This is a genomic window from Bacillus sp. V3B (genome assembly GCF_024494465.1).
Lineage (GTDB): Bacteria > Bacillota > Bacilli > Bacillales > Cytobacillaceae > Bacillus_BD.
In genome coordinates, this window is record NZ_JAETXM010000016.1 from 18,143 (window position 1) to 35,514 (window position 17,372).

A 17,372-nucleotide genomic window follows, 5' to 3' on the forward strand; every position below is an offset into this window, starting at 1 on the left:
ACAAAGGAGGAACAAGTATGATTATTAAAAATGGCGAAAAAGAAATTCAATTCGGCAGTGTGGGAGATGTATTTTTAGGTACCTTAGCATTTGGTGGAGTTATATTTTTAGTCAATAGATTAGTTGGAAGAGACGATCTACCCGAAGTTCTTGATAAAATATCAAAAATCATTAATTTCGAAGACGGGGTATGACCGAGATACGTTTGAAAATAGGTCATAGAGTTCCACTATTTGCCAAATCCTATTTCCCATGCTATTCCAGTATTTTTATAAAAGTATTTGGTAATCTTTTTGGACACGTTTTTTGGTAATAAAAAAACTCAATTAAACTAGGTTGTGACTTTAAGAGATAAATTGCACACTTTTTAAACGCTATTTTGCACTATAAGTAAATATAAAAAGCCCAATTTCTCAACATTAAAAAATTAAGAAATTAGGCTTTTTTCGTTGCTTCATTAAAGCGCCCGATTGTTGAAGATTATTACTTAAATCTTATTCAAGATAAGCACCCGTTGAACAAATAATTATTAAATATATTATTGTTTTCTAAAAATAACCATACCGAAAATCATTGGAATTATCATAAGCATTCCCACTGTTAAAGTAGGAAATGGTAACTTTGAAGCAAAAATTGCACCCAATACTCCTAAAAAACCAGCAATAATAAAAGGAATAGCAGTTGTAGTTTTGTTTGCACCTTCCTTTGCATAATACCAAGCATCCCATACTACATACACAAAGAAGCCTGGATAAAATAACATACCATCATAAATAACTACCTCTAATGCTTGTTGATGGGCACCATTAAAATCAAGTTGAATAGCTTTGTTTATTTTTCCAACCATATTATCAAAATGTTCGAACACTACGAAAATAACACCTTTTAAAAATTGTCGATTATATATTTGCCCAAACCCTGGCATCAGTAATGAAAATAACGCTGAAATATTCCTCATAACAAATATTTTCCTTTTTTATGTATTTATTTTTATCATTTACTTAATTTTCCTATTGCATACTGATTGTTATATAACAAATCTGCCCCGTTAATTTCATAAGAAATGAAAAATAACTTCTTCTACTACATAGTATTTCTCCTGTGAGAAATACTAAAACTATTACAGATTATAAGGATAATATGATATGACTGATAAGTTAGAAGCTATTCTATGGAGTATAGCTCTCCCTGGATTTGCCCAGTTACTAAACGGGAAAATCATTAAAGGAATCATTTTTATTTTCTTGGAGTTGCTGGTTAATGTTAATAGTCATTTTAACATTGTGATTTTGTATAGCTTTCAAGGGGAAATTAGAGAAGCAATCGAAGCAACAAATTACCAATGGCTAATGTTCTATCCCTGTCTATATATGTTTGCTATGTGGGATGCTTATAAAGATGCCGAAGGAGAAACTCCACCTTACTCATATCTCCCTTTTGTATTTGGAGCTTATTTTGTAACAATTGGGCTTATGTATTCTTCTTCACTAAAATTAGGACAAATATTACTGGGACCTGTGTGGTTTCCAATCTTGTTTTTAATTCCAGGCTTAATGGTAGGGAATTTTGTAAAGTGTATCGTAATGCGTATTAAGGTTCGATGATAGTGATTATTGTTTGTAGTAAATACAATAAATGGAGGCTTACATTATGACTCAAAAACAAGCTTTAAGTTCAAGTGAATTAGGAACATTGTGGATGACCTATCAACAAAAAACAATGATACAGAGAATGCTTGAATATTTTATAGAACAAGCAGATGATGATCGAGCTAAAGAGATTATGCAAGATGCTCATATGAAAATTATGAATTATCTTGAAGAGATAAAAACCATCCTCAAAAATGAAGGTGCTGTCATTCCTGTCGGATTCACAGAGAAAGATGTTAATATTGGCGTACCTAAGCTGTATGACAACATGTTTGATATTATGTTTCTTCGTCTTCTCAAAGCAATAAGCATGGGATTACATACACTCCATATAAGTATGGCATATCGCAAAGATATCGTTCTTCTTTATAAGGAATTAACTGCATTTACTCAAAGTGTTTATGATGAATGTGTAGACTATTTGCAAGAGAAAGATGTTTTACCACGTCCTCCTGCAGTATCTATGCCAAAGACTGTGGAGTTTGCAGATGGAACCAGTTATATGAGTGGTTTTAACTTGTTTTCTGAAAAGCGAGCATTGAATACAGTGGAGGTAGCACATTTATACAATGCAATTGAATCAAATATTCTTGGAATGCAAATGATAACTGGTTTCTCACAAGTAGCAAATGAACCTGAAGTAAAAAAATATTTCATAAAAGGAAAAGAATTAGCGAAAAAAGTTGTAACTGACTATACACAATTATTTCTTCAAAGTGATATTCAGCCGCCTTCAACATGGGGGGCAAATGCAACAGACTCAAAGGTAGCTCCTTTTTCAGATAAACTAATGATGTACTGTACCAGTCTACTTTCTGGCTTTGGTTTAGGAAGCAATGCCTTAGGAACAGCATTTAGTTTGCGAAGTGACCTCCCATTAATAATGGTTAATACAGCAAAAGACGTATTAACTTATGGACGGGACGGTGGAAAAATCATGGCAAAAAATGGTTGGCTCGAAGAGCCACCTCAAATGGAAGATAGGAACAGTTTAACTAAATAATCAAGATGAGCTTACTGAAATAATACAAGCTCTCCTTACTATTCAGGAGAGCTTGTATTATTTTACTTAGAAAAGGTTACTAAACAATCTCCCTCAATAAAGAATGTGAAATCTAACGATTTCTCCTGTTTTCTTAGATTTTCATAGTAGTTTTGTTTCAAAGATTATCTTCTATATGGATAAAGATAGATTATGAGGATAAAATTGGACATTTGAAGAAAAAAGACTCATAGCTTACTAACCAACTCCTTACAGAAATTGGGTGATTAGTAAAAATATGATAGCACTGGTGGATGTCCACATATCTCATGGAGGTCAACCCTCCCATGCCTCACAGAGTCTTTGCTCTCAAATTCCTTCGTCCAACCTTTCCATGAGGTGGATGTCAGTTACGCTGGCCCACAGGGTCCTTGCCCGAAGTATTGTTGCTTTACTGACTAATCCGTGCTTCAAATGTACCTAAACCTTTAGTACTTAACTACTTACTACTTAATCTAATCTAAAACATTATCAACCGGCTATTTTTACATTCTCTGATACTGCCATATGAGGAATATCCTTTAACATCTTTTCTTCACTAAATTCAAATTGTTTTTTACCTATGGCAAAGAGTATACGTATGAGCTTATTACACAAAGCAATCAGAGATTGCATCTTTTTCAATGGGTTGTCAGGTCGTTGTGTATAATAGCTATGGAGTGCTTTAAAGGCTGAATTCTTCGCAACGAGTATCATACAAACTCTGAACAACAGAGCACGAAGTTTCTTTCTACCTCGCTTCGTAATCCTTGTTTGTCCCTTGTGCTTACCAGATGTATTTTCCTTAAGACTTAATCCAGCGAGCTTAATGATTTGCCTAGGATGGGAGTACTCATTTAGATCTCCGACTTCTGCAAAAAAGCCTGCGACAGTATCTCTTCCGATTCCCTTGATGGCAAGCATCTGTTGAACGCCAGGTATTTGATTAATTAATGCATCTATTTTGGCATCCAATTCTTCGAATTTAGACTGGAGTAACTCATATTTAGCTATCAATGTTTGTACTTCTAATTTCGCCATATCTGCCCCTTGACGAATACCAATAGATTTACGAGCTGCTTGTTTTAAGTCCTGAATCTTACTAAGTCCTACACTGCGTTTAACAGCTTTTCTTAAGTGATTTAATAGATCCTGATCAGAGAAATCTACAAGTTCATGTGGTAATACATTTAACTTCAAAAATTGTAAAGCTGCTTTACCTTCCCAATTCTTAAAAACCGTTAAAAATTCAGGGAAATATCGGTCAATCCAGTTATGCATTTGACCTTGTACAATTTGTTGGTCAACAGTTAAGAGATCACGAATTTTCTTAGCCACACGGAGTTCTGCATAAATTCCTTGTGGAATAGTTGGTTCAGCATATCTCCCGTCCTTGACCAATTGCGCAATAACTCTAGCATCTTTTATATCGTTTTTAGTTGGTGAATTATCATCTAATTCCTTACTTTTCTTTACGTGTAATGGATTAACTAACACAAATTTAATGGTATGTTCCCTAAGAATATAAGCTAAATTAAGCCAATAATGACCTGTTGGCTCCATACCGACAATTACTTGATTCATCGTTTGATCTTTCATAAGTCGTGAGATCCAATTAAGAAAATGACAAAATCCTTCTTTTGTATTTTCAAAGTAACAAGGTGAGCCAAACTCTAATCCTCTAAAATCTTGAGCTCTGGCTACGTGTTTGTATTTTGCAATATCTACTCCGATAATAAGTGTTTTAGGAGTAATTTGAGCGATTTTCTTATTTTGGTTATAATTCATGATAGGCCTCCTGGTCATGATAGATTTGTCCTTTTCGCTGGCCAGCTTTGGGACATTCTAATCATACCAAGAGGTCTTTTTGATACTCAAATCTCATTTTCATTCATTACAGGAATGCTGGCCCTTTTCTTGAATAACTCAATTATTCACTTAACAGGTTCTCATTCCACAAGAAAAACCGAAATTCCTCCTTTATTGAGATGAGGTATTTCGGTTTTTATTTTTTATAAACGGTTTAAAATTATTTTAAAGTAACATGTACGACAGTCGTTTCTATTTTTATTCAGCAATCATTTCTTTTAGCACTGAAACCAATTCCTCAATTGAATCTGAATAACGTTGTAATGCAAGTGTATTTAGATCAAGTTGGTATTCTAATCGATCCACAATGCCGTCTCGCATGGAGAGAAATGTAAAACTCTCAATCATTTCACGCATATATTGACTTCTACTCATACCCTTTGCTTTTGCAAGTTCATCCAATTTTTTCACTGCAACAGGCTCAACATTTCTCACGTTAATATCCATAAACACACCTCTTTTTTCTAGCAATTATTTTTTGTTTTTAAAGCACATAATTTTTAAGTACCAGGAAATTAGATAGAAGAGCATAAGGAAAACGTGCTTGCACTTTCGTGACAAGACTAGGCAGAGCCTAGTGTTTTCGTGCTTGCACTATATTAAAGCAATTCCTCAATTTTACGTACCAACCTTTAAAGTAATTCCGCAAAATTGTGTACGACTTTTATAATCAATTCCACAACTTTGCGGATGCATTTTTTCTTATTGCTTAATTTTTCAAATGCCTATTTTGTATGTTTTTTTACCTTTTGTGCTTCAATTCTTTGCTTTACTGCTTGTTCAGCTTCATCTAAAAATGGAGGTTTAAAAAGGTCTGTTGTCGTGAGTGTTTCTTTGTTATCGGCAACGATAAAGCCTTGAAGCAACTCAATTAAAACTTGTGTATTATAATCAGTATGATTAATTGCTAGCAACATCTTTTTTAATTCATTTTGCATGCCACCTTTTACTTCGTGAGCTACCAAATTTGATATAACAGTTAAGTCAAACATACGTTTACTTAAAATTTTATACTGATCAATGATGTGATCTATTGAAGCACCTAGTGTAGAAAGACCACGTTCCTCTTTATATCCCTCTAGGTATTCATGGTTTTCATCACGTAACCTTACACGAATTTCTTTTTTCTTAACGTTCATTGATATATTCCACCTCTTTCACGCTTGTTTTCCCATGCTGTTTTATTCGTTGTAAGCGTTCAGTTTTACTTGTACGATTGAGCTTATACCCTTCATTTTGTTGGGTAACCAACGAATGACTTTCTTCATTCATGTTTGATTGTAGATCAGAACTTTGCTCAATTGTAGAAACATTTTCATTCATGACTGTTGTTTTTTCTAGCCGAATTGTTTTATCGTGAGTACCTGTTTCTGTTACTTGTTGTTGCAAAGTTTCACTCGTTGCAGTTAACTTACTGCCTTCTTCAGTCGTAGAATAGGGAGAAACAAGATCACTTGCATTTGCACCACTAGACGTATTTTTTTGACTTCCGCTAATTACATTTTCATTTGTTGCTAGAGAAGAATTAACGCTTGTTTGCTGCTCAAGTATTACATTTTTATCAACGCTAGATTGAACTGCTAATTGTTCACTTACGTTTGATACTTCCCCCTCCATTTGGGTTTGTGTTGTATCAATATTTGTTGCTACTGGTACACTGCCTTGACTTGTAGAAGAAAGGTGTTCGATACCTTCAACATTTGCCGCAAGTGTAGTTTGACGATTTACTTGCAGACGTTTTCCAGCGTTTGCTTGCGATGAAATGCTTTCAGTTGATTGCAGATTACCTCCGCTTTCTTCTAGAGAAGGTGTTTCTATACCAGTTTGTTGTACCGGTAACAAGTTACCCTGATTTGTAGTTGTGATGTTATCGTTACCTTCAACACTTGTAGCAAACATTCCATTACGACTAGCTTTTAATTGCTTATTCGCAACCCCTTTTGAATTAGCATTTGCATGTTCCGAATGTCCGCCAGTATCCATTTGAAGCGTGTTCGGAAGTTGCGAAGTGTTCGGAACCCCTTCTGAAAGGCTGTCTTGACCGCTTATCATTTTAGATTGTTGTGAGTCCTTCTCCATGCCTCCACCTTGCTTTTGCTCAATGCCCTTGCTTGTTGAGTTAGCTACTAAACCAGTATCAGCTTGTTTCTCATTCCCTTTGTTCTCCAATAGATCTTTAGAATCGTTACTAGAAAAAGGTGAGGGGGGCTGCACTTTTGATAATGGTGATCGGTCATAACTTGCTTTATTATTTGTCCCTAAGTTGCCGTTGCCATTATTACCGCCAAATTTACTTGCTAAGTTAGTCGTACCTTTAGCTAAATTCGCAACACCACCAGCTAAACCTTTTGTCCCTGTATAAGTAGCGTAAGCCCCTGCAAGAACATTCCAACCGGACTTCACGCCCGCATCGATACCGAATAGTCTTTCAACAATATTCGGGCCATCAATTAAAGCGACACTAAAGCCAATTAATGCTATTAAATACGCTAAACCGCTTAAGTTTTCTTCCAAGAATTCCACACCTACCATGTAAATCTTCATGGAAAGGAAAATCATAATAATGACCGTAAAAATGCTGATAATATCTTGTAAAATCTTTTTTGTTTTTTGGCCGTCATGCATATCAACTGGTGCAATGATGGTCGCTAATAAGTTATTAAATGCCAGTTCAAACGATAGACGAGCTAACTTGAAGGAGATTGAGAATAACGTAAAGCCGATAACAACAAGTGTTGTGAGCAATGTAAACCAATCTATGTGGTAACGGTAATAATATTCGTTATCCCAACCAACAAGACCACCCTGATCTAGCTCTATCAAACTGGCTTCACTCGTGTCAGTGTTCCAAGCAATCTTATTACTAGCGATCTCCTTCCCATCGCTGCTTAATTGATAATTATCGGAATCTGACTCTAGTTTTTCTTGAATATCAATGCTAGGGATATATTTAAGCTGTATTGTGTTCTCTGTTTCCAGTTCAGTTGTGGACCACCCTTTTTTATCTAGCAATACAACGTCAGTTAAATTATTTTTTAAAATAGCTTGGCCGATTGTCCCGTTTTCTTCTCCACCATAAAGAGAATCAACTTGAATCGTTTCAATCGCTTCATCTGTAAAATCGTTTACTTTATTGGTTGCAGTAGTAAGTGTTGTGACAATAAATAAAGCTACTACTAAATTGAACACAATCGCTTCTCTATTCGTTTTTTTATGGAATATTAACTGGTAGCCAATAATGAGTAAACTAACCGCTAAAAGCACGGAAAACAGTGGTCTGAAGCTATTTACGAAATTTACATATTCGGGATTTTCAAAGAGTGTTTTGACCAGTAAAACTTCATTAATAATGGCTTCCAAGCCATCAACTAGCATTGATAAACCAACCGCTATTACCCAACCAAGCCAACGGAACATATCCGAAAAGAGATTTGAAAGGTTCAAAAATTCAGAAAACTGATGTAACTTTTCAGCAATTTCCTCTTTACTCATATGCTCACCTCTTATTTAACTTGTTCAACAAATTTATTAAACTGTTCTTTGAAGTCAGGGTTTGTTATATCAATTTTCAATTCTGCTTTAACCACGCCATTTTTCATAAAAGAGATAGCGTTTTTACCAATTTGCCCCAAGTATTTATAGTCTGGTTGCTCGTTAGAGGGAATATCGCTTTGCCCATTGGGCTTGTAAATATCATAAACTAACGCTTCAATCCCGTTTTCTTCTACAAGACGAGTAACCACTTTTAGTTCTTCTGGCTCGTTTGTATGAACATACAAAAAGCCACTGTCATCACCTTCAACAAAACTTGTTAATTCATCTTGTGATAAAGTCATTACACCACCATTAGATCCGCATCCATTCAAAATCACAGAAGCTCCAAAAATTATTATCGCTAACCTTTTCCTCATAAAACCATCTCCTTATCATTCGTTTTACACATACAAGCAATATCACCGATCAATGCACCTCGCCAGTCTGAATCGAATGTGTGACAAATGTATAGTGCTAATACTTCACTATCTGATAAGCGTAATGTTTGATTGATTAACACTTGCTTGTCATTTTCACATTCCGAAATCAATTCAATTAATTCAACTCTTAGTTCTACAACCATTTCACGTAATTCGTCGCTCATTTCATATACCTCCAATTGAGTTTTTTTCTAGTAACTGTACTTAAATCCGTTACTAGAAAAAAGGAATGTCAGATTGTCATTCTCTTTGTCATATCACAATCCCTTATAAACCAAGCTTCAATAACCTAAGTGACATTGTGACAATCTTTATAACACTTTATTTAAAAATAAACCCACGTTGTTGACCATATTGACCAAAGGTAGTTCTTGCTTCTCTTAAATAATCTAGACTTCTTAATATTTGATTGATTTCGGCAGCAGCAGATTTAGACATTTCTGTATTTTTAATCAAACACTCACGCCAAATCTCTAATGCACAAACTTTAGTACGTGCTACTAATGGAGCTGACGGATTTTTATACGATTGATATTTGTAATAAAGCTGACGATTAGGAATTGATAACTCGTACCAATTCTCTAAAATAGGAGTATTTAAAAAAGTCTCTATAACACCTTGTAATCCATTATCTTCTTTATGGTATTCTTGTAACTGCCGAGCCGCTTCCAAAAGCTCTGGCTTATCTAGAAATGTCTTAGCACCATTTTTGTAAAGATATACAGCTTCAGCCCAAACTTGATCTACCTCATGTTGTGTAAATTCTTCAAAAGGGCTCTTACTACGCTTTGTATGATTAACCTCAATTGGTAACCATCGTCGATTACCCGTTTGATCTTTCAAAAACTCAAAATTATTTGTGGTGCCAAAGAAAACACATTTACGTGGAGAACGAATTGGATTACGTCCATACTTCGGTCTATAAACATCTTCTTTAGCAGATATAAACGACTTAATACTTTCTGAATCAGCCGTTTTTAAGGCAGTAAGTTCTGCAAGTTCAATTATCCAGCTGCTGGAAATTTTTATATATGCTTCATCACCTTTAAACGAACTCAAACTTTCATTAAACCATTCCATACCTAACTTTGATAACATTGTTGATTTACCAGCTCCCTGTCCTCCTACAAGAACTAGAACAGTATCATGTTTACACCCTGGCTCCATAATCCGCTTAACACCTGCTACTAAAGACAGTTTGGTAACCTCTTGCACATATTCCGAATTATTAGCTCCAAGATAATCAATAAATAACCTCTCTACTCGCTCTTTTCCATCCCACTGTAATCCGTTTAAATAATCTTTTACAGGATTATATACATTCTCATAAAATTGCTGATCTACAACTTCTTTAATCCGCTTTGATACTGTAATTTCGTAATATCTACCAAAATAGATAAATAATTGTGAATCATCTTCATCTGTCCATAAAATGTTTGTATCGTCTTTTCTTCTCCAAAATGGCCTTTTATTAATTTCTCGTGTTTTAGAGAACTCATTTGTTCGTATAATTTCTTTTAAGTTATTATCCTCTTGAAAAATGGTTAAAATATTTTTGTGACTATTATATACTTTGTCTTTTGCATTCTTATCAAGCATGCTGTAAACTTTAGTTACGATATTTTGATCCATTACTAATTCCTTTCTTAAAGATTAGTAAAGGGACTGTCCTCTAATGTTACAGCATTAGAGGACTTTTTTTATTCCCCTTAAACATAGTGCTCGCCAGCATGTTATTATTTTTTATTACTCTCCAAATACTCATCAATATCCTTCTTACTTAATAATTTCACATTTTCAACTTCAATCATTGGCAACCCATTTTCAATAAACTTTTGGAGCGTATTGAAACTTACACCAATGTATTGAGCAGCTTCTTTCTTATTCATATACGGTTTTAAAGTTGAACCTTCTTGAGCACGTTCAAAGCTTTCCCGAGCCAGTTTGAATAAAAATTGTTGATAGGATTCTAAAAATTCTCTTGGTAGTTGCAGTGGTAAAACTGTAGTGGACTGCATAAAATTACTTCCCCTCCCCTTATAAACAATTATACTTGTTGTTTTAGAACAAGTTTACTTTACATTCAAATGATATTATGTGACATTATATATTGTCAAGAAAAATATAACTATACTTGTTGATTTTAACAAACCATATATGTTAATTTTGGATTGAGGTGATATTAATTGATTAAATTAAATTTAAAACAAATAATGAAAGACCAGAAGTTAACATTAACTGATTTATCCGAACTAACGGGAATATCTACTAACTCTTTAGGTGCTTTATCTAACGGAAAAAGTAACGGTATCCAGTTTCATACTTTAGAGAAAATACTAGATGCTACTGGGTGTCGGGTGGAGGAGTTAATTCACAATGTAGGTTCTTTATATACAATTTCACTACTAGAGGATTCAAATAATTACAGTTCATTCACTAATTTAGAAGCGAAATCGTTTGCGTATAATATTCAATTTAAAAACGAGAATAACGATACAGCTAGTATTCTAAAAATTCAGGTTTCAGCATTATTAAATAAGGTCAATATACCTAAATCTAATATTGATAAAATATCTATTCAGATTTTATTTATGGATTTTGTTCTGGAAAATGAATCTGATAAGGAATTATCTTTCTTTATCAAAAGTGCTGATGATTCCTTAATGACTGCTTTAGCACATCTTATTGCAACAGAGTTATTGTGGAATTATCAAGGCGAAGGAATAAATCACAATTCATGTTTATTATTCAGTTGGTATGGCTTCCCTAATGTTTCTCATAATTGCAATGATATTTTGATAAAACCATTCCCTTATGAGCTTAGTATTTCAGATGGCAACACAACTGAATTAAAATTCGACTATGTTAGTCCATTTATTGCAGATCTTAATTCGTTGACTAGATCTTTTCCTAACATTAAAAATGTCTCACACGATGTTAAAACGAGCAAGACATTGATTTCAATCTATACAAAATAACAATAACTGATCAATATTCCTTTTACATATATTGCTCGCCAGCGTATGGAAGGGAAGAAGAAGAATGACAAAAATTAAATCTTATAAAAAAGACGATGGTAAAACATATTACATGTTTAACATTTACTTAGGTACAGATCCAATTACAGGGAAGAAAAAACGGACAACTCGTCGAGGGTTTACTTCAAAGCAAGAGGCAAAAATTGCACTAAATAGACTGACATTAGAACAAGCTGAAAATGGAATTGCTCATATCAACAACTATTCGTTTGAAGATGTATATAACTTATGGATAGGGCAGCATAAAAAAGAGATACGTATCACAACGTATGAAGCGATCGCCAGTAAATTCAGAGCTCAAATCTTACCTAAATTCGGTAACATAAAAATGAATGCAATTCAGACATTTCACTGTCAACAAGTAATAAATGAATGGTCTGAAACAATGAATACGTTTCACGATTATAAAATCCAGCTTAATCTTGTATTCAAATATGCCTTAAAGCATGGAATCATTGAGAAGAATCCTTTAGACGCCATCTCAATGCCTAAACGGCCTGAAGAGCTTCAGTATCATGAGAAAGAAGAAACCCCTAACTTCTATACTAAAGAGCAATTAGAGGCGTTCCTAGGGCTATTAAAGGCGAAGGAAGATTATAAAGTATATACGATGTTTCGCTTATTAGCATTTAGCGGTTGTCGCAAAGGCGAATTACTATCTTTACATTGGTCAGATATAGATTTTGATAAAGGCGCTATCTCAATCAAGAAAAACCTTGCAGAGTTTAATTCAATGAAGCTGTTACACCAACCTAAAACAATGTCATCACGTCGTACTATTAGTATTGATAGTGGAACATTGGAGGTTTTAAAAAAGTGGAAATTAGAACAATTGGAAGAATACACTAATATCGAACTTAAAGTTCAAACAGATAATAAACAGCCTGTATTCACTCGTTATTATCCAAAAGAGCATGAAATGAACTATATTCGTTTAGCTTTTCCAAACGATAAGCTTCAAAGATTCCTAAATCGACACCCTACATTACCTAAAATTACAGTACATGGGTTTCGTCATACACATGCTTCATTATTATTCGAAGCAGGTTTAGGTATTAAAGAGATTCAAGAACGATTAGGACATAGTGATATTAAAACAACAATGAATATCTATACTCATGTAACACAATCTGTTAAAGATCGTGCAGCTAAAAAGATTGAGGAATTTATGGATTTCTAAAAAGGGTATTCAGTGGGGTATTCAATCTGATTCTCAACATTAAAAAACCCTCTCCCGAAAGTTCGGGAAAGGGTTTGAAAACGTTGATATATAAGCAATATTAACGTTTTGAGAACTGAGGCGCACGACGAGCACCTTTAAGACCTGGTTTTTTACGTTCTTTCATACGTGGGTCACGAGTTAATAATCCCGCGCGCTTTAATGAAGGACGGAATTCTGGATCAGCTTGTAGCAACGCACGTGAGATACCGTGACGGATTGCTCCAGCTTGGCCAGTATAGCCACCTCCGTTAACATTTACAAGCACATCATAGCTACCTAGAGTTTCTGTAGCTACTAGAGGTTGATTAACAACCTCACGTAAAGCTGCGAATGGAATGTATTCTGCCATTTCACGACCATTGATAATAACTTTACCGTCGCCTGGAACTAAACGAACACGTGCAACGGAGCTTTTACGACGACCAGTACCAATATATTGAACTTGTGCCAAGATGATTACCTCCCTTATAAATTATCCGCGAAGTTCGTAAACTTCAGGTTGTTGAGCTTGGTGCGGATGTTCGCTACCAGCATATACGTGCAATTTTTTAAAGATTTGACGACCAAGAGAGTTCTTTGGAAGCATGCCTTTGACAGCTAGCTCAAGCATTCTCTCAGGGTAGTTTGTGCGCATTTCTAAAGCCGTTCTTGTTTTTAAACCACCTGGATGTAAGCTGTGACGATAGTAAATTTTGTCTGTTAATTTTTTACCAGTTAATTCAATCTTTGAAGCATTTAAAATGATCACATGGTCACCAGTGTCAACATGTGGTGTAAAAGTTGGTTTATGTTTACCGCGTAAGATTGCTGCAACTTCAGTAGCAAGACGACCTAATGTTTTGCCTTCAGCATCTACCACGTACCATTTACGCTCAATATTTTGTGCATTTGCCATAAACGTTGTACGCATGAGTTTCCCTCCTAAATAATAACTTGTTTTTTTTCAAAATTATTCATTTCGCATATTTTTATCACAATAAGTTCCGGGGCTTATCGTGGGATTAAAATACATACCATATAATAATATACACTCACATACCTATTGTCAAGAAAATGTTACACCAGGTTTAGTTGTCATTGAAAATCGGAAGCGGTTTGTTCAGATCCGACAAGTATAAGACATAGCCCTAGTAGAACACTTCCCACAGATAGAGCCCTTGAGCCTCTGCCGTCTTTCCCGCCTTCTGTCGATCCTCCTGTGCAATAATTGTCAACATATCCTCCGGCTTACGCAACCCACATCCTACTTCTAAGAGTGTACCCACAAGAATTCGTACCATATTATAAAGAAAACCATCCCCGACAAAACGGAATATGAGTTTATCATCCTCTTCAACGATATCAATGACTCTTAACGTCCTCACACGATCCTTTACTCCCGTTCTGGCTGAACAAAAACTTGTAAAGTCATGTGTACCAACTAAAAGATTAGCAGCCTTCCTCATTTGTTCTACATCAAGCGGATATCCATATTGAAATTGATAATGACGAGTAAAAGGATCCTTAACCTTTGATTTCCGAACAAAGTAACGATATTCCTTGCCCGTAGTTTGATAACGAGCATGGAAGGTTGAATCTTTCTTCTCTACCTTTAAAGCAACAATATCCTCTGGTAAAACGGCCTGAAGAGCCTTCACCCATCTTTCTTCTGTAATCAAAAGGGGTGAATCAAAATGGATAACTTGGCCTTTAGCATGAACTCCTGCATCCGTTCTACCAGACGCAGTAATATGAATAGGACTGCCTTTATGAAGTTTTTTTAAAGCCTCTTCTATTTCACTTTGAACAGTTCGCTTATTTGGCTGTACTTGATAACCTGAAAACAAAGTGCCATCGTAACTAATCGTACATTTATAACGCTGCATGACCCCAGCCCCCGTTACGTTCTGAAAATGACTAATAAGACGGTTACAAAACCTAGTAATAAAAGCATGCCTGTATCAGCAAAACTCCAATTCAATTGACGATACTTTGTTCGTCCCTCACCACCACGGTATCCTCTTGCTTCCATCGCAATAGCCAAATCCTCCGCCCTTTTAAAGGAACTAATAAATAAGGGAATCAGGAGCGGAATAATAGCTTTTAGACGATCCTTAATTGGACCACTAGAGAAATCAACCCCACGGGCAGTTTGGGCCTTCATAATGATGTCTGTTTCCTGCATAAGAGTCGGAATAAAACGCAGTGAGATCGACATCATTAAAGCAAGTTCATGAACGGGGAATTTTACCCTTTTAAGCGGAGCCAGTAAATACTCGATTCCATCCGTAATTTCTATCGGTGTAGTCGTAAGTGTTAATAACGATGTTAACAAAATAAGCAATAAAAACCGCATTGAGATAAAAATACCTTGCCTCATTCCCTCTTCATAAATCTTAAACCAACCCCAATTTATAAGAAGGTCACCTTCTCGTGTGAAAAACAAATGAATAAGCAAGGTAAACAATACAAGCCATAACACAGGAATAAGACCAATAAAAATAAATCGAATGGGTACTTTTGACAATACAAGCATACTAAGTGTATAAGCTAACAAAACCCCATAAGTGAGACCATTATTCGCAAGAAATACAATACAAACAAATAAAAATATAATTAACAATTTTGACCTTGGGTCCATTCGGTGAAGAAGTGATTCAGCAGGTACATAGCGGCCAAAAATCATTTTATCCATCATTTTGGCACACCTCTTTTCAAGCACTCAGTTACAGCCTCTGCTAATTGTTCAGTTGTCAGGCAAATTCGATCTAATTTTACTTGACAGGTTTCTTCAAAATTTTTTTGAAATCGAATAACTTCTGGCACATCTAAACCAAGCTCCAATAACCCTTCAGGAGAAGCAAAAATTTCTTCGGGAGTGCCCTTTTTATATACCTCACCTTTATGCATAATAATAATCTGATCTGCAAAACGTGCGGCATCTTCCATACTATGAGTGACAAGTATGGTCGATAATTTCTTCTCTTTATGAAGTTCATAGAACAAGTTCATAATTTCTTTTCGCCCTCGAGGATCTAGACCTGCCGTGGGTTCATCTAAAACAATAACATCAGGTTCCATGGCCAAGACGCCTGCTATGGCTACTCTTCTCATCTGTCCACCAGAAAGGTCAAAAGGCGATCTTTGTAGGAACTCTTCCGATAGTCCAACCTGCTTAATCGCTATTTTTGCCCTTTTTTTTGCTTCTTCCTCTGTTACACCAAAATTCATCGGACCAAAACAAATATCCTTTTCAATGGTTTCTTCAAATAGCTGATGTTCTGGAAACTGAAAAACAATCCCTACCTTTTGTCTAACCCTTTTTAGATTCTTTTGCTTTTGCCCAGCAATGATTTCAGTATCACCAATCACGATTTTCCCTTTTGTAGGTTTTAAAAGAGCATTTAAATGTTGTAGGATGGTTGATTTTCCTGAACCGGTATGACCAATAATCGCAAAATAAGCACCTTCAGGGATATCAAATGATACGTCCCTTAGGGCAAGTCGTTCAAACGGAGTATTTGCCTGATAACGATATTCTACCTGTTGAAGTAAGATGTCCATAAATCTGCCACCAACTCTTCTTCTGATAAATAGGGTTTTACAATCTTTACACCCTTTTCTTTTAGTAACTTACCCATTTTTACAGGAAATGGAATATCTAAGCCAAGATCAACTAACTCCTTATCCAAATGAAAAATCTCTTCTGGAGTACCTTCTTGATAGAGTTTGCCTTCATTCATAATAATGATTCGATCAGCCCTTGCTGCTTCTTCTAAATCGTGCGTAATTGAGATCACAGTTAAATGATGATCTGCCTTTAGTTCTCTTACTATATTCAAAACCTCTTCCCGTCCCCTTGGATCAAGCATTGAAGTCGCTTCATCCAAAATAATAATCGCCGGACGAAGAGCGATGACTCCTGCGATGGCGACCCTTTGTTTCTGGCCTCCGGAAAGATTATGTGGCTCTTGATTCAGAAAAGAATCCATTTGAACTTTTTCAAGAGAACCTATAACTTGATCAACCATTTGCTCTCTAGGTATTCCATTGTTTTCTAAAGCAAAGGCAACATCATCTTGAACAGTCGCTCCGACAAATTGGTTATCAGGGTTTTGAAACACCATACCTACTTGTCTTCGCACCTGCCAAACCGTTTCCTCATTTAATGAAATTCCACAAACTGTAATATTTCCCTTCTGTGGAAATTGAAGTCCATTTAGAAGCTTAGCTAACGTTGACTTTCCAGAACCATTGTGCCCTACTATGGCTAACCATTCTCCTTCATAGATGTTCAAAGAAATATCTTCAAGTGCAAAAGATATTTGATCTTCATATTGATAGGAAATACCTTCCAATTGAATAAGCGACTTTCGCATCCTAGCCCTCCTCTAAAACCTGCTATCCGATAGTTGATAAAAAAAATACCCGCCTTTTGGCGAGCTTTGATATTACGAAGCAACTGGAATGCTGATATACACGTTTATGAGCTGAGTACTTTTTGCAAAAGCACCTATTTAAATACCGCGTGCTAATCTGCTAACTTACATTGCTTCCGTAATCATTGCTCTTTATTAAAGCAGAAGTTAGCGCAAAAAAGCCTGCGTCTCTTCACATGGG

At 35.5% G+C, this 17,372-nt stretch carries 20 protein-coding genes; 5 read left to right on the top strand and 15 right to left on the bottom strand.

Annotated features, from left to right (window positions below; translation table 11 throughout):
- Positions 1 to 17: 17 nt before the first annotated feature.
- Complete coding sequence (locus JMM81_RS16040; protein ID WP_256242568.1) at positions 18 to 194, top strand: hypothetical protein; 177 nt, start codon at positions 18 to 20, stop codon at positions 192 to 194.
- A 344-nt stretch (positions 195 to 538) separates the two neighbouring features.
- On the opposite strand, the gene JMM81_RS16045 is transcribed toward JMM81_RS16040, so the two are convergent.
- Positions 539 to 958, bottom strand: coding sequence for a hypothetical protein (locus JMM81_RS16045; RefSeq protein WP_256242569.1), 420 nt, complete (start codon positions 956 to 958; stop codon positions 539 to 541).
- A gap of 187 nt (positions 959 to 1,145) precedes the next feature.
- Between JMM81_RS16045 and JMM81_RS16050 the strand changes: the two genes are divergently transcribed.
- Both JMM81_RS16050 and JMM81_RS16055 read left to right on the top strand, forming a co-directional pair.
- Positions 1,146 to 1,604, top strand: a complete 459-nt coding sequence (locus JMM81_RS16050) for a hypothetical protein (protein ID WP_256242570.1) — start codon at positions 1,146 to 1,148, stop codon at positions 1,602 to 1,604.
- A 46-nt stretch (positions 1,605 to 1,650) separates the two neighbouring features.
- Positions 1,651 to 2,652 carry a DUF3231 family protein gene (locus JMM81_RS16055; protein WP_256242571.1) on the top strand — a complete coding sequence of 334 codons (1,002 nt, stop codon included), beginning with the start codon at positions 1,651 to 1,653 and terminating at the stop codon, positions 2,650 to 2,652.
- 510 nt (positions 2,653 to 3,162) lie between these two features.
- Here the strand turns inward: JMM81_RS16055 and JMM81_RS16060 are convergent.
- The 8 genes from JMM81_RS16060 to JMM81_RS16095 all read right to left on the bottom strand — a co-directional run bounded on the left by JMM81_RS16060 (position 3,163) and on the right by JMM81_RS16095 (position 10,531).
- A complete protein-coding gene (locus tag JMM81_RS16060) occupies positions 3,163 to 4,458 on the bottom strand; it encodes an IS110 family RNA-guided transposase (protein ID WP_256242572.1) in 1,296 nt (431 codons plus the stop codon).
- A gap of 279 nt (positions 4,459 to 4,737) precedes the next feature.
- On the bottom strand, positions 4,738 to 4,986 hold the full coding sequence (locus JMM81_RS16065) for a ribbon-helix-helix protein, CopG family (protein ID WP_256242573.1): 249 nt from the start codon (positions 4,984 to 4,986) through the stop codon (positions 4,738 to 4,740).
- 278 nt (positions 4,987 to 5,264) lie between these two features.
- Complete coding sequence (locus JMM81_RS16070; RefSeq protein WP_256242574.1) at positions 5,265 to 5,678, bottom strand: hypothetical protein; 414 nt, start codon at positions 5,676 to 5,678, stop codon at positions 5,265 to 5,267.
- Positions 5,668 to 8,031: a pLS20_p028 family conjugation system transmembrane protein gene (locus tag JMM81_RS16075; RefSeq protein WP_256242575.1), complete on the bottom strand. Its 2,364-nt coding sequence runs from the start codon at positions 8,029 to 8,031 to the stop codon at positions 5,668 to 5,670. The genes JMM81_RS16070 and JMM81_RS16075 overlap by 11 nt, the downstream gene beginning before the upstream one ends.
- 11 nt (positions 8,032 to 8,042) lie before the next feature.
- The gene (locus JMM81_RS16080; RefSeq protein WP_256242576.1) at positions 8,043 to 8,450 is read right to left on the bottom strand and encodes a hypothetical protein; all 408 of its coding nucleotides are present in this window, start codon (positions 8,448 to 8,450) and stop codon (positions 8,043 to 8,045) included.
- A complete protein-coding gene (locus JMM81_RS16085) occupies positions 8,447 to 8,677 on the bottom strand; it encodes a hypothetical protein (protein ID WP_256242577.1) in 231 nt (76 codons plus the stop codon). The genes JMM81_RS16080 and JMM81_RS16085 overlap by 4 nt, the downstream gene beginning before the upstream one ends.
- 157 nt (positions 8,678 to 8,834) lie before the next feature.
- The gene (locus tag JMM81_RS16090) at positions 8,835 to 10,145 is read right to left on the bottom strand and encodes a virulence-associated E family protein (protein WP_256242578.1); all 1,311 of its coding nucleotides are present in this window, start codon (positions 10,143 to 10,145) and stop codon (positions 8,835 to 8,837) included.
- Between the two features lie 104 nt (positions 10,146 to 10,249).
- A complete protein-coding gene (locus JMM81_RS16095) occupies positions 10,250 to 10,531 on the bottom strand; it encodes a helix-turn-helix domain-containing protein (protein ID WP_256242579.1) in 282 nt (93 codons plus the stop codon).
- Positions 10,532 to 10,699: 168 nt separating this feature from the next.
- On the opposite strand from JMM81_RS16095, the gene JMM81_RS16100 reads away from it, so the two are divergent.
- Together JMM81_RS16100 and JMM81_RS16105 are read left to right on the top strand one after the other, a co-directional pair.
- On the top strand, positions 10,700 to 11,491 hold the full coding sequence (locus tag JMM81_RS16100) for a helix-turn-helix domain-containing protein (RefSeq protein WP_256242580.1): 792 nt from the start codon (positions 10,700 to 10,702) through the stop codon (positions 11,489 to 11,491).
- Between the two features lie 64 nt (positions 11,492 to 11,555).
- Entirely contained in the window at positions 11,556 to 12,731 is a 1,176-nt protein-coding gene (locus JMM81_RS16105) for a site-specific integrase (RefSeq protein ID WP_256242581.1), read from the top strand.
- 100 nt (positions 12,732 to 12,831) lie between these two features.
- Here JMM81_RS16105 and rpsI read toward each other — a convergent pair whose 3' ends face one another.
- The 6 genes from rpsI to JMM81_RS16135 form a co-directional block, all read right to left on the bottom strand.
- The gene (rpsI, locus tag JMM81_RS16110) at positions 12,832 to 13,224 is read right to left on the bottom strand and encodes a 30S ribosomal protein S9 (protein WP_256242582.1); all 393 of its coding nucleotides are present in this window, start codon (positions 13,222 to 13,224) and stop codon (positions 12,832 to 12,834) included.
- A gap of 21 nt (positions 13,225 to 13,245) precedes the next feature.
- A complete protein-coding gene (rplM, locus tag JMM81_RS16115; RefSeq protein WP_256242583.1) occupies positions 13,246 to 13,683 on the bottom strand; it encodes a 50S ribosomal protein L13 in 438 nt (145 codons plus the stop codon).
- A 217-nt stretch (positions 13,684 to 13,900) separates the two neighbouring features.
- Positions 13,901 to 14,638, bottom strand: coding sequence for a tRNA pseudouridine(38-40) synthase TruA (truA, locus tag JMM81_RS16120; protein ID WP_256242584.1), 738 nt, complete (start codon positions 14,636 to 14,638; stop codon positions 13,901 to 13,903).
- Between the two features lie 14 nt (positions 14,639 to 14,652).
- A complete protein-coding gene (locus JMM81_RS16125) occupies positions 14,653 to 15,450 on the bottom strand; it encodes an energy-coupling factor transporter transmembrane component T family protein (protein ID WP_256242585.1) in 798 nt (265 codons plus the stop codon).
- A complete protein-coding gene (locus JMM81_RS16130; protein ID WP_256242586.1) occupies positions 15,447 to 16,316 on the bottom strand; it encodes an energy-coupling factor ABC transporter ATP-binding protein in 870 nt (289 codons plus the stop codon). The genes JMM81_RS16125 and JMM81_RS16130 overlap by 4 nt, the downstream gene beginning before the upstream one ends.
- Positions 16,292 to 17,131 (bottom strand): energy-coupling factor ABC transporter ATP-binding protein, encoded by an 840-nt coding sequence (locus tag JMM81_RS16135; RefSeq protein ID WP_256242587.1) that lies wholly within the window; start codon positions 17,129 to 17,131, stop codon positions 16,292 to 16,294. Before JMM81_RS16135 ends, JMM81_RS16130 begins: the two co-directional genes overlap by 25 nt.
- Positions 17,132 to 17,372 lie beyond the last annotated feature (241 nt).